At 51.9% G+C, this 12,506-nt stretch carries 11 protein-coding genes; 2 read left to right on the forward strand and 9 right to left on the reverse strand.

Annotation, left to right across the window (positions count from 1 at the left end; translation table 11 throughout):
• Nucleotides 1–768, forward strand: a complete 768-nt coding sequence (locus LAJLEIBI_RS15735) for an SDR family oxidoreductase (RefSeq protein ID WP_040435027.1) — start codon at nucleotides 1–3, stop codon at nucleotides 766–768.
• Nucleotides 769–1,164: 396 nt separating this feature from the next.
• Here LAJLEIBI_RS15735 and LAJLEIBI_RS15740 read toward each other — a convergent pair whose 3' ends face one another.
• Together LAJLEIBI_RS15740 and rpiB are read right to left on the reverse strand one after the other, a co-directional pair.
• The gene (locus LAJLEIBI_RS15740; RefSeq protein WP_006443133.1) at nucleotides 1,165–2,034 is read right to left on the reverse strand and encodes a PHP domain-containing protein; all 870 of its coding nucleotides are present in this window, start codon (nucleotides 2,032–2,034) and stop codon (nucleotides 1,165–1,167) included.
• A complete protein-coding gene (rpiB, locus tag LAJLEIBI_RS15745) occupies nucleotides 2,021–2,467 on the reverse strand; it encodes a ribose 5-phosphate isomerase B (RefSeq protein ID WP_040435537.1) in 447 nt (148 codons plus the stop codon). The genes LAJLEIBI_RS15740 and rpiB overlap by 14 nt, the downstream gene beginning before the upstream one ends.
• Nucleotides 2,468–2,561: 94 nt before the next feature.
• Here rpiB and LAJLEIBI_RS15750 point away from each other — a divergent pair, with 94 nt between their 5' ends.
• Entirely contained in the window at nucleotides 2,562–3,341 is a 780-nt protein-coding gene (locus tag LAJLEIBI_RS15750; protein WP_006443135.1) for a Cof-type HAD-IIB family hydrolase, read from the forward strand.
• On the opposite strand, the gene LAJLEIBI_RS15755 is transcribed toward LAJLEIBI_RS15750, so the two are convergent.
• The 7 genes from LAJLEIBI_RS15755 to LAJLEIBI_RS15785 form a co-directional block, all read right to left on the reverse strand.
• Complete coding sequence (locus tag LAJLEIBI_RS15755; protein ID WP_006443136.1) at nucleotides 3,287–4,759, reverse strand: sensor domain-containing diguanylate cyclase; 1,473 nt, start codon at nucleotides 4,757–4,759, stop codon at nucleotides 3,287–3,289. The two genes, LAJLEIBI_RS15750 and LAJLEIBI_RS15755, sit on opposite strands and share 55 nt — an antisense overlap.
• Before the next feature lie 138 nt (nucleotides 4,760–4,897).
• Entirely contained in the window at nucleotides 4,898–6,403 is a 1,506-nt protein-coding gene (gene araA, locus LAJLEIBI_RS15760; RefSeq protein ID WP_006443137.1) for an L-arabinose isomerase, read from the reverse strand.
• 35 nt (nucleotides 6,404–6,438) lie between these two features.
• Nucleotides 6,439–7,137, reverse strand: a complete 699-nt coding sequence (locus LAJLEIBI_RS15765; RefSeq protein WP_006443138.1) for an L-ribulose-5-phosphate 4-epimerase — start codon at nucleotides 7,135–7,137, stop codon at nucleotides 6,439–6,441.
• Between the two features lie 33 nt (nucleotides 7,138–7,170).
• A complete protein-coding gene (locus LAJLEIBI_RS15770) occupies nucleotides 7,171–8,763 on the reverse strand; it encodes a xylulokinase (protein WP_006443139.1) in 1,593 nt (530 codons plus the stop codon).
• A gap of 29 nt (nucleotides 8,764–8,792) precedes the next feature.
• Entirely contained in the window at nucleotides 8,793–9,842 is a 1,050-nt protein-coding gene (locus LAJLEIBI_RS15775) for an ABC transporter permease subunit (RefSeq protein ID WP_006443140.1), read from the reverse strand.
• 1 nt (nucleotide 9,843) lies between these two features.
• Entirely contained in the window at nucleotides 9,844–10,938 is a 1,095-nt protein-coding gene (locus tag LAJLEIBI_RS15780; RefSeq protein ID WP_138263287.1) for an ABC transporter permease, read from the reverse strand.
• A complete protein-coding gene (locus LAJLEIBI_RS15785; protein WP_083790636.1) occupies nucleotides 10,925–12,430 on the reverse strand; it encodes a sugar ABC transporter ATP-binding protein in 1,506 nt (501 codons plus the stop codon). The genes LAJLEIBI_RS15780 and LAJLEIBI_RS15785 overlap by 14 nt, the downstream gene beginning before the upstream one ends.
• Nucleotides 12,431–12,506: the final 76 nt, after the last annotated feature.

Raw genomic sequence — 12,506 nt, forward strand, 5'->3', positions numbered from 1 at the left:
ATGTATTTACAGGATATATTTGGACTGGACGGCAAGGTAGCCGTCGTGACCGGAGGAGGACGGGGCATCGGCCAGGTGATCGCCTGCGGCCTCGCAAAAGCAGGGGCAGAGGTCGTTGTGATCTCACGTTCCGGGGCAGAAGAGACTGTGCGTATGATCGAAAAAGACGGCGGAAAATCTTATGACCTGAGAGCAGATGTCACAGATGAGCCTCAGGTGGAGCAGGCGCTTGCCTCCATCCTGGAGCGCTCCGGAACTATTGATATACTTTTCAACAATGCGGGCATCTGCATGCATCAGTCGACGATGGAGGCGACCGTGGAGGAATTCCGTCAGGTAGTGGATACAAACCTGACAGGAGAATTCATTATGGCGCGGGCTGTGGGGCGCATTATGATCGAGCGCGGCATCAAAGGCAGCATCATCAACATGGCGTCCATGTCCGGAACCATCGTGAACATCCCGCAGTGGCAGTGTTCCTACAACGCCTCCAAAGCAGGCGTCATCCACCTGACAAAGTCACTGGCCGTCGAGTGGGCGCAGTACGGCATCCGGGTCAACTCTCTCAGCCCGGGCTACATCGCTACTCCGATGTCCGTCGACCTGTCGCCGCAGGAATTGATCGACGCGTGGATCCCGCTCATGCCGCTTGGCCGGATGGGAAAACCGGAAGAACTTATTCCTCCGGTGCTTTACCTTGCCTCCGATGCGTCGGGGTATACGACAGGGAGTGATCTCATCGTAGATGGAGCGTATTCCTGCCAGTAAATGGGAATTTTTTTGAAAAAATGTTGATGGGTTGTGGTGTACGGCGCAGGAACGGAAGCAGAGGGGTTCGGGCCGGTCGGTGCGCTTGCAATCTGTAAGTAAAACAGACACGGTATAGAAAGACACCGACAGATTCAACGGGAAATCTGGATGATTTCCCGTCTCAGCTGTCTCAGAAACTGCACTTGTAGTGCAGTTTCTGGTCTTTCTATACCGTGTCTGTTTTACTAACGGATTGGCTAAGCTCCCTCCGACGGCCTGAACCCCTCTGCTTCCGTTCCTGCGCCTGTTCTCCACAATGGTTGTATTTTTCCATGCGTGGGATGCGATGGATCTGCATTGTGGTTTTAATTTTATTGTTTAAAAAATTTTGACGCGGTGTGTCCCTTTTCTGCCTTAGCCTGCGCGTTCTTTTAGTTTTTCTGCCTGCTGCGGGGTGCAGGTGCATTTGGCGAGGGGGTTGGGGGTTTTGGCGTATTGGCCGTGGTAATCGCTTCCGCCGGTCTCTGCGAGATCGTATTGCCTGGCGAGTTGTCTGAGTCTTGTTCTGGCGGCTTCGGAGTTTCTTGGGTGCCAGACTTCTACTCCTTGTATGAGGCCGCTTTGCGCCAATTCTTCTACAAGCGCAAAGGAATCGAACTGTTCGGGATGGGCGACGACCGCGATCCCGCCTGCGTCTCTTATGGCCTCTGCCGCCGCTCTGGCTGACGGATAGCTGTTTGGCACGTAACAGCTTCCCCGGGAAGATATGAGTTCCTCCATGAGCGGTCCGATGGCAGTGTTCGTATATCCGAGATCACAGAGCACCTGCATGATATGGCACTCGTAGATCGATTCGCTCTCCGCCGCCTGCTGTTCCACCGCCTCCACGGTGAATCCGGGATACAGCCTGCTGATCTTCCAGGCCATCTGAAGCTTCTGCTGCCGTCTCTTCTTCAGTGTGCCGTCCATAAAGCGCTGCAGGCCGTCCTCATCTTTTGGACAGTAACAGAGCATGTGCACATTTCTGCCCCTCTTATCGTCCCGGGCCGATATCTCAGCACCCGGAATGACCTCCGGCCCTCCCGGCCCTGCGGCTGCCCTTGCTTTCCGGGAACCTGCAAATGTATCGTGATCCGTCACCGCAATGTACCGGAGGCCTGCCCGCTTCGCATAGTCCAGCACATACTCCACAGAGGCGGAACCGTCGGAACATGCCGTGTGCACGTGAAGGTCGCACGCCGCTTCTTCCGGTCCGGTTTTTAATACCATCTTATTCGTTTTCATTTTCAATTTCCGTTATCATATCGATACGGTCCTGATGTCTGCCTCCCATAAACTCTGCATTCAGCCATTCTTCTATTATCATCTTTGCCAGTTCAATGCCGATGACACGCGCTCCGAACGCCAGCACATTCGTATTGTTATGCTGTCTGGACAGTTTCGCAGAATATGGCTCCGAACAAACGACTGCGCGAATTCCTTTCACTTTGTTGGCTGCAAGGGATATCCCGACTCCGGTTCCGCAGATGAGAATTCCCAGATCAACCTCCCCTGCGGCGACCGCCTCCGCCACCTTCCTGCCGTATTCCGGATAATTGCTGCTCTCTTTCTTATCCGTGCCGAAATTTACTACTTCATAACCTTTTTCTTTGAGAAATTCCACCACTTCATTCTTCATATCGACTGCCGCATGGTCGTTGCCAATTCCAATTTTCATCATTCTGTTCGTTCTCCTCTCTTCCATTCGTTTTCTTTTTATATTATAATGGGTAGGTATTTAATTAGCAATACCCAGAAAAAGGAGACCTGTTATGATACAATTAGTCGCCAGCGACCTCGACGGGACGATACTGCAGAACGACGCCCAGCATGTAAGTCCCAGAATATTTGAACTTATTATGGAATTAAAGCGGAAAGGGATCCTCTTTGCGGCAGCCAGCGGCAGACAATACAGTAATCTGCGCGGTCTCTTCGAGCCGGTCAAAGACGAGATCTCTTATATTGCCGAGAACGGTTCCCTCTGCATACACAAAGGCCAGGTTCTCTCACGCGGTATCATTGAGAGAGAACTCGGCCTTGAAATTCTCGATTCGATCAAAGAATATGGAAAATGTGACTGTTTTCTGTCCTGTGAATCCGGCGGATACATGGATTCCGACAACGCGGAATTCATCCGGCACATGACAGAGGTCGTAAAATTTGATATACGCCATGTGGATGACCTGAAAAAGATACAGGAGCCTTTCCTTAAGATTGCTGTCTGCAGTTTCTCCGGCACCCATGATATGGCGCCTTTTTTTAAGGACCGTTTCCACGGCAGGATCAACGTCGTAACCTCCGGCAATCTGTGGGTCGACTTTATCGTGCCGGATGCGACGAAGGGAAACGCTCTGTCTGCTCTTCTGGATCATCTCCATATACCGGTTGAAAACTGCATGGCGTTCGGAGACCAGTATAACGATGTAGAGATGCTGCAGCTAGCCGGAGAAGGCTACGCCATGTCAAATGCCGCTCCCGGGATCGCCTATTATTCTGACTATGTCACCGATTCCGTCGAGGAAGTGCTGGAAGACCTCGTGTCTTCACTGTAGACCGCATACTGATTTTTTCCTTTCGCCTTAGCCCGGTAGAGTGCCTCATCCGCCCTCTTCATCACTGTGTCATAATTTTTCTCTCCGGGCTCTGCCATGGCAATACCGATGCTGAGACTTATTCCCGTCTCATCATAGGCCGCCTTCAGAATCCGGCCGGCAGCATCTTCCGCTACTTTGACATTATCGACCCTATACATCCAGATAACGAACTCATCCCCTCCAAACCGGATCACAACATCGCTCTCCCGCATATTTCCCATGAGGATCTGTCCGACTTTAATGAGGATGCGGTCGCCCTCATCGTGCCCATATGTATCATTGATTCCTTTGAAATTGTCCACATCGATAAACAGACAGGCGCCAAACAGCCTGTTCTGATCCACATGAAGCCCCTTCTCCACGATACGCTTTCCCGTCACCCGGTTATAACAGCCTGTCAGAAAATCTCTCTGCATCTTCTTTACCCGCTTCTCCACATGACGGATCCCGCTTATGCTCGTCAAGAGTATGAGCACCACGGCGGCCACTACACCGGCCAGCATCCAGAGCGAAGTCGCTTTAAGCTCCTGAAGCACCTTTTCCTCCGCATCCGTGACGACAAGAGAACAGATCGTCCACCCGTTATACTCCGAAGGCTGGTAATAAAACAGACGCACCTTGTCATTGTTATAATAGGTCATATAACCCGAGTCGCCGGAAGCGGCTTCCTTCTTCAGCTTCTCAACTGCATTCCCGTCCTTATACTGCATTGTCTCCAGCATGTCATATATCGTAGAAAAATCCTCCATCCCCTTATAGGACGCAACTACCTTTCCTGTCCTGTCGAACACGAGAGTGGCGCCGGCTTTCTCTGTGGTCGACGTATTCAGAGCCAGCCCGAGATTCTGCGTCGTATATTCCGCGCAGACCGCGCCGCATACGTGTCCGTCCTTCCAGATAGGCACGGCCATCAGGACACTCTCCTGCCCGTCCCAGCTGTCGGTCAGGACGTCGGAGATGACTTCCTCCCCCTGCATGACTTTCTTATAGTAGTCCCGTCCGCTGATATCTGCCGACTGGTTCTCTCCGAAATAAATCCTTCCGTGCGCATCCGCTATGCCAAACCGCATATCGTCAGAACTGTATTCCTTTAAAATAACATGCCAGTTTTCCGCCCCCGACCCCTCCGGAACGTCGCAGAACGCCGCCACTGTCCTGTACCAGTTCATCCGGCTGCTTATAAACTGCGAAAAATATTGTTCTTTATATTCGTTTTCTGTCTTTAAATTCCTGTGGGCCTCCGACAAAAGCTTTGTATTCATGTCCATATAATACAATACGACCGCCGCGATCATTGCCGCCAGCAGCGCGGCAATGATCAGTACATATTTCAGATAAGACAGGCTCCCGTCTTTTCTTTTTCCGTTATTTTCCATAGCACATTCCCAGCCTTATTCACCTTTACTGTCTCTATTGTACTATGAACCGGTAAAATATGGAACTATGTTTTCTTTTTCGTACATACAGTGTGCGCGGCCGTGAAGCCTGCACTGCGCGGAGCGCATACATTCCGGCTAAATCCCCAGCTTATAGGCCGCCGCATTCCACCTGAGCTCATTTTTAAACTGTCTTATCTCTGTATTTTTATCAATATAGACTGCCTCGATTCCCATAGCATCAGCCCAGTCTCCCAGCTGTCCGGCGCTCAGGTCATAGGAAAATGCCGTGTGGTGGGCTCCGCCGGCGAGGATCCACGCCTCGGCTCCAGTCTGAAGATCTGGCTGCGGAGTCCAGAATGCCGTAGCGACCGGCAGCTTCGGCATTGGTTTTTCTGTCTTTTTACAGTCTACATCATTGATGATGAGACGGAACCTGTCTCCCAGATCGATAAGTGACGCTGCCACTGCCGGTCCTTCCTTTGAAGTAAATACAAGGCGGGCCGGATCTTCCCGGTCTCCCATTGTAAGCGGCTGACACTTGATGCTTATCGGTCCTTCCGCGACGGACGGACACACTTCCAGCATGTGCGCCTGAAGAATTCCTTCTTTTCCCGGAATAAGGTTATACGTATAGTCTTCCATGAAAGATGTTCCCCTGGCGTCTTTCACCCCCTCCGTCATGATCTTCATGATACGGACCATGGCGGCTGTCTTCCAGTCTCCCTCGCCGCCGAATCCGTACCCCTTTTCCATAAGTCTCTGAATGGCAAGTCCGGGAAGCTGCTTTAAAGAACCGAGGTCGCCGAAATGCGTGACGATCGCCTGATAGTCCCTCTCTTCCAGAAATCTCTCAAACCCAATTTCGATCCCTGCCTGAACCGCCACATGCTCCCGGAACTCTTTCTCATCTCTTCCTTCAAGTAAAATGTCATATTTGTCATAATATTCTTCTACGAGTGTGCCGATGTCACTCTTTGAGACTTCCGCTACTGCTTCTGCTATCTCATTGACCGGATAGGTGTCCACTTCCCAGCCGAATTTGATCTGAGCCTCCACCTTATCCCCTTCCGTCACTGCAACATTTCTCATATTGTCGGCAATACGCATTACGCGCACGTGACTGCTCTCAATGACGCCGACCGCCGTGCGCATCCACGAACCGATCTTCTTCTGGACCTTGGGATCCGCCCAGTATCCGGCCACCACTTTACGCTCCATCCTGAGCCGGCTGAAGATATGGCCGTATTCACGGTCACCGTGCGCCGCCTGATTTTCATTCATAAAGTCCATGTCAATGGTATCGTACGGTATCTCCTCATTGAACTGCGTATGCAGGTGCAACAGCGGCTTTCTGTACTCCTGCAGCCCGAGGATCCATGATTTGGCCGGGGAGAACGTATGCATCCACGTGATAACGCCCGCGCACGTCTCATCGGTATTGGCCTCATTGAATGTCTTTCTGATCAGTTCATTGGTGATCAGTGTCGGTTTCCAGACGACCTCATACGGAAGAGCTCCGGAAGCATTTAAAGCCTCCACGATCCTGCGGGAATGCTCCGCTACATGCGCCAGACATTCCTCCCCGTACAGATCCTGAGAACCGGTACAAAACCAAAACTTATATTCTTTGCTTTTTATCATGATAACTGTCTCCTTTAAGTGATGATCATGTTCATTTACTGCTTCTGTCCATAGTAAGCATCCGCGCCGTGCTTTCTGTAATAATGCTTATCCTGGAGTTCCCGGGGCGCCGGCTTAACGCCCGGATTGATGGCCTCACAGCGCGCCGCCATCCTGGCCACTTCCTCCAGTACCACTGCATGATGTACCGCCTCCGAGGCGTCTTTTCCCCACGTGAACGGCCCGTGGTTCTTACACAGTACCGCAGGTGTGGCATTGTGATCCAGATCACGCAGTTCAAATTCATCTGCAATGAGGACGCCTGTATTTCTTTCGTACGCCTCCTCGATCTCCTCCCTCGTAAGGTTTCTCACACAGGGCACACTTCCGTAGATGTAATCCGCATGGGTCGTCCCGTAGCACGGAATATCCCGTCCGGCCTGTGCCCAGCAGGCCGCCCAGGACGAGTGCGTATGCACGACTCCGCCGATATCCGCAAAGCAGTTGTACAATACCACATGGGTATCCGTATCGGAAGAAGGCCGATAACCGCCTTCCACCTTATGCCCCTCCAGATCCATGACTACCATATCTTCCGGCTTAAGTCTGTCGTACGCGACACCGCTCGGTTTGATGACAAAAAGTCCCTTTTCACGGTCAATACCACTTACATTGCCCCATGTAAACGTGACAAGTCCATATTCCGGAAGCTGCATGTTCGCCTCGTATACTTCCCGCTTTAACTGCTCCAGCATTTTGTTTCCTCCTGATCCGCTGTCTGTACGTTTCTATTCCAAATGATCTATCGCTGCCCTTTCGATCGGAAAGCCGGCCGCGTAACGTCTCATAAATGTCTCATAACCTTCCACGTCCGCCGGGGCAGGCTTGATCTTCGTTCCTATATCGCCGCCAAACACATTTGCGGACAGCCAGTCTGCCAGCGCTTCCCCGGTCTGTTCCCGCCTGTAAGCTGCCAGAAGCGCGATTCCCCATGCTCCGCCTTCTCCCGCTGTCTCCATGACAGACACTGGGGTATCAATGGCGGCCGCCATGATCTGCTGCCCTACGCCCTTTGTCTTGAACAGCCCGCCGTGCCCGAGCATCGTGTCAAGCTTCACGCCCTCACTCTTCAGCAGGATGTCCATGCCCGTCTTAAGAGCGCCGAGAGACGTAAAGAGATGCACGCGCATGAAATTGGCCAGGTTGAACCTGCTCTTTGGCGTCCTTACAAACAGCGGACGTCCCGCCTCAAATCCGGTGATATGCTCTCCCGAGAAATAGTTATACGCCAGAAGTCCGCCGCAGTCCGCGTCTCCTTCCAGCGCTTTCTGATACAGCGTGCTAAACAGCCGGTCCGTATCTGCTTCTATGCCAAAGCTCTCCGCGAATTCTCCAAACAGTCCCACCCAGGCATTCAAGTCAGAAGTACAGTTATTACAGTGCACCATGGCCACCAGGTTCCCGTCGGGAGTCGTCACCATGTCGATTTCTTCGTACACTTTGGACAGCTCCTTTTCCAGGACTGCCATGGCAAATACACTCGTACCTGCCGATACATTGCCGGTCCGCACGGCCACGCTGTTTGTTGCCGCCATCCCGGTCCCTGCGTCTCCCTCCGGGGCACACAGCGGGATTCCGGCCCTTAAGTGTCCGGACGGATCGAGAAGTCCGGCGCCCTCTTCTGTGAGGGTGCCTGCGTCTTCCCCTGCCAGAAGCACCTGTGGGAGCAGTTCCTCTAATTTCCATGGATAGCCTTTATGCGCCACCAGTTCATTAAACTGCCCGATCATGCGGTTGTTGTAATTCTTACTTACAGTGTCGATGGGGAACATGCCGGAGGCATCTCCCACCCCCAGCACCTTCCTTCCGGTCAGTTTCCAGTGCACATACCCCGCCAGTGTTGTGAAGAAGCGGACATCCGCCACGTGCTCTTCTCCGTTTAAGATGGCCTGATAAAGATGTGCAATGCTCCACCTCTGCGGGACATTATAACGGAATACGCTCATAAGCTCTCTCGACGCCTGCTCTGTAATGGTATTTCTCCATGTGCGGAAGGGGACAAGCAGTTCATCCTTTTCATCAAATGCCATATAACCGTGCATCATGGCACTGAAGCCGATGGCGCCCACGCGTTCAAGAACGATCCCGTACCTGGCCTTTACATCTTCCGCCAGCTTACGGTAACAGTCCTGAAGCCCGCTCCACACCTCATCCAGATCATACGTCCATATGCCGTCCACAAGCCGGTTCTCCCAGTCATGGCTTCCGGACGCAGCAGGGGCATTGTCCTCCCCGACGAGCACTGCCTTGATACGGGTTGAGCCGAACTCGATCCCAAGCGCCGTCTTTCCGGACGCGATCGCTTTTATAATATCACTCATATTTTCAGCACCTTTCTTTTACGTTTCCTCTATGAAGTTCCCTTTTTCCGGGCCATAACAATACTCTGTATGATAAGGAACAGGCAGAGCATCCCCGCTATCGTGATTCCGGTCCACCATGCCTGGTCGAGCCCTGCGGACGATACGATATTCTGTATCAGGCTGAGTGACAGCACACCAAAGAGCGTACCTGCAATATTGCCGACTCCACCGGTCAGCAGCGTGCCGCCGATGATGGCGGACGCGATGGCGTTCATTTCCATTCCGCTTGCATGGGAAGCCGCGCCGCTTCCTACATGGAGGAAGTACACATATCCGCCGATACCCGCCAGCACTCCGCAGAGCAGATGAGCGATAAATCTCGTTCTCTTTACATTGATCCCGAGCATCAGCGCACTCTGTCTGTTGCCGCCCACCGCGTAAAAGCCGCGGCCAAGTCTCGACCACCTGAGCAGGATGAAAAGCAGGACCACAAGAAGCAGCGCCACGACCACGCCGATCTCCACATAGGCGTCTACGTATTTTCCGATTCGGTTTACCGAACCCATGCCGGGGACGGTGATACGCGTCTCCTTCAATGTTACGAACGCCTTGTTCTCTACGTTGAACGGATTCGTGTGTACGATCGTCGTCATGCCGCGGGCGAAGAACATGCCGGCCAGCGTTACGATAAACGGCTGGATATCCAGATATGCCACAAGGAATCCCTGAACAAGCCCGAATCCCAGACCGATGCCGAGGGCGATCAGCGCAGAGACGAAGATATTGCCATTCATATAATCGAGATATACGGCACAGCACATGCTCACCAGCGCCGCCACACCTCCGACCGAGATGTCGATACTCCCGGTGACCATTACGATCGTGAGGCCGCACGACGCAATGAGCAGCGCCGCATTTGCGTTCAGTATGTTAAAGAATGTCTGTGGTTTCAGGAAACCTGAGCCCTGGAACACGATCGCACAGACATACATCAGAATAAATACCCCGATCGTTATCATGAGCAGCAGGTTTGTATCGGACATTGATCTTATGCGCAGACGTTTAACGCCTGCCGGCTTCTTTTCCGTCATTGCCATGTTAACCAACCTCCTTTTTCTTTAACGTCAGCTTCTTGAATACAGTTGACATTTTATCTCTTACGACCGGCGCGCTTATGACTACGAGAACGATAACGACGATCGCCTTGTATGCAGAAAGCGCATCCGATTTTACATTGAACTTATAGAGCGTCGTTGTCAGGAACTGTATGACATAAGCTCCAAGGACGGACGCCGTCATGTTGAACTTACCGCCGCTTAAGGCATTGCCGCCAAGGGCCACCGCAAGGATCGCGTCCATCTCGATATCTTTTGCGATGACCGAATAGTTGATGGAAGAGATACGGCTTACTTTAATGAGCGCCGCCACCGCGACACATAACCCGAGGATCACAAAGCTTAAGAACTTGATAAACGCCGGGTTCAGACCGTTCAATCGTGAAGAACTTGCGTTGATGCCGACTGCCTGCGTATATAACCCAAGGTTCGTAAATTTCAGCGCAAGCGCTGTTATAATAATACAGCCGAGGGCGATAAAGAACGGAGTCGGGATCGGAATACCGGGAATGAACCCGCCAAAATATGTAAAACTCTTGTCACTGACGACAGGAAGTTCATTGTTATTGATCCACGCCGCCACAGAACGTCCCGCCGTGAACAGGATCAATGTGGCAACCATAGGCTGGATGTTAAATCCTGCGACAAGTATACCGTTGAACGCTCCAAAGAGCATTGCAACCACACAGGCAACAAGAAACGCAACGATGATCGGCGCCTGTAATTCATCCGGTCTTGAATTCGTACCGCACAGCACCCGCAATATGACTGAGCCTGCGATCGCGATCGCAGCGCCCACACTGATGTCCTGGCCGCCTGACGCCGCCGTGACGAGCGTCATGCCAATGGCAAGTATGGCAAGTTCTGAGCCGTAGTCCAGTATCGTGATCAGATACCCGGACAGGACCTGGTCCCCCGCACTGTTGACATCCATCGATATCTTAAAGAAGGACGGATCTACAATAAGGTTAAATATGGCCAGCAGCAAAAGCGCCGCAATCGGAATGAAGATCTGTTTTCCCGCCATCTTACCGGCTATCTGGTTTATGCTTGATTTTTTTGTATTATTCTTCTGCATTGTCTTTGTCACCTCCGGCGATCATACCCATAATACTGCTCTGGGACAAGTCTTTGCCCGAAAGCTCTCCTACCGTCTTCCTGTCCCTCATGACGATGAGGCGGGAGCACGTACGGAGCATTTCGTCCGTCTCAGAAGAAATGAACGTAACGCTCATGCCTTCCGAAGCAAGTTTCAGCACTAATTTCTGTATCTCGATCTTCGTGCCCACATCGATACCCCGTGTCGGTTCATCCAGGATCAGATAATCCGGATGTGTGAACAGCCAGCGGGCAAGTATCACCTTCTGCTGATTTCCTCCGGAAAGCGATTTGATCGGTGTGTCCGCGGACGCAGTCTTGATATCGAGAAGCTTGATATACTCATCTGCGATCTCATTTGCTTTCGCTTTTGAGAATGGTTTGAAAAATCCTTCCAGCACCTGTGCCGCCAGTATGATATTTTCACGCACCGACAGGTCGCCTACGATTCCGTCTCCTTTACGGTCCTCCGGAAGGTATGCGATACCATTCTTCATCGCATCGATCGGTTTGGAAATTTTTATTTTCTTACCATCTTTCTTCACAGTTCCGCCGATGATTCTGTCCGCACCGAATATCGCGCGGATACATTCACTCCGCCCCGAGCCGAGAAGACCGGTAAATCCGTTGACTTCTCCTTTTCTGATGTAGAAGTCAAACGGCTTGATCCCTGCGTCACTCTGCAGTCCTTCTGCCTCGAATACGGGAGGGACTGTGTCATCCTGTTCATACACAAGGCTCTCATCTTTGATCTCCTCCGCGTCGTTTAGTTCCTTGCCGAGCATTTTCGCCACAAGCTGCACACGCGGGAGATCTTTGATCTCATATTCCCCTACGAGCTTTCCGTCACGCAGGACTGTGATCTTATCGCAAACCTCATATACCTGCTCGAGAAAGTGGGTGACAAAGATGATCCCTACCCCTCTTGCCTTCAGATCACGCATCAGTCCGAACAATTTCTCCACTTCCTGTTCATCCAGGGAGGAGGTCGGCTCATCCAGAATGAGCACCTTACATTCCATATCTACGGCACGCGCTATGGCTACCATCTGCTGGATCGCAATGGAACAGTCTGAGAGCTGCTGTGTGGCACTGGCCGGTATATCCAGATTTTTCAGTATCTTATCTGCCGCTTCGTTCATCTTCCTCCAGCTCTGCCCAAGACCCTTGCCCCGGCCTATGTACATGTTTTCAGCCACCGAAAGATTCGGGCAGAGTGTGATCTCCTGATACACGGTGCTGATCCCAAGATTCTGTGCATCCTGGGGAGAACGTATCACTGCCGCTTTATCCAGACCTTTGAGGTGTATTTCCCCCTCATCCTTCAGGTAGACGCCGGTCAAAACCTTTATCAAAGTGGATTTACCTGCGCCGTTTTCACCCATCAGCGCATGTATCTCACCTTCACACAATGTAAAATCTACCGCCTGCAGCGCACGTACTCCCGGAAAGCTCTTATGGATATTTCTCATTTCTAATATGGCATTTTCTTTCACGAGTGCATTCACCTCTAATCCTTTTTTTCACAAAAGGGCGCGGGAGCGTATT

Origin of the sequence: [Clostridium] hylemonae DSM 15053, from assembly GCF_008281175.1 — a bacterium.
GTDB classification, from domain to species: Bacteria; Bacillota; Clostridia; order Lachnospirales; family Lachnospiraceae; genus Extibacter; species Extibacter hylemonae.

Bases quoted from the DNA above. Each gene is read 5' to 3' on its own strand.
- LAJLEIBI_RS15735 (WP_040435027.1), top strand. From the start codon at position 1: ATGTATTTACAGGATATATTTGGACTGGACGGCAAGGTAGCCGTCGTG.
- LAJLEIBI_RS15770 (WP_006443139.1), bottom strand. From the start codon at position 8,763: ATGAGTGATATTATAAAAGCGATCGCGTCCGGAAAGACGGCGCTTGGG.
- LAJLEIBI_RS15740 (WP_006443133.1), bottom strand. From the start codon at position 2,034: ATGAAAACGAATAAGATGGTATTAAAAACCGGACCGGAAGAAGCGGCG.
- LAJLEIBI_RS15780 (WP_138263287.1), bottom strand. From the start codon at position 10,938: ATGCAGAAGAATAATACAAAAAAATCAAGCATAAACCAGATAGCCGGT.
- LAJLEIBI_RS15765 (WP_006443138.1), bottom strand. From the start codon at position 7,137: ATGCTGGAGCAGTTAAAGCGGGAAGTATACGAGGCGAACATGCAGCTT.
- LAJLEIBI_RS15750 (WP_006443135.1), top strand. From the start codon at position 2,562: ATGATACAATTAGTCGCCAGCGACCTCGACGGGACGATACTGCAGAAC.
- rpiB (WP_040435537.1), bottom strand. From the start codon at position 2,467: ATGAAAATTGGAATTGGCAACGACCATGCGGCAGTCGATATGAAGAAT.
- LAJLEIBI_RS15755 (WP_006443136.1), bottom strand. From the start codon at position 4,759: ATGGAAAATAACGGAAAAAGAAAAGACGGGAGCCTGTCTTATCTGAAA.
- LAJLEIBI_RS15785 (WP_083790636.1), bottom strand. From the start codon at position 12,430: ATGAGAAATATCCATAAGAGCTTTCCGGGAGTACGTGCGCTGCAGGCG.
- araA (WP_006443137.1), bottom strand. From the start codon at position 6,403: ATGATAAAAAGCAAAGAATATAAGTTTTGGTTTTGTACCGGTTCTCAG.
- LAJLEIBI_RS15775 (WP_006443140.1), bottom strand. From the start codon at position 9,842: ATGGCAATGACGGAAAAGAAGCCGGCAGGCGTTAAACGTCTGCGCATA.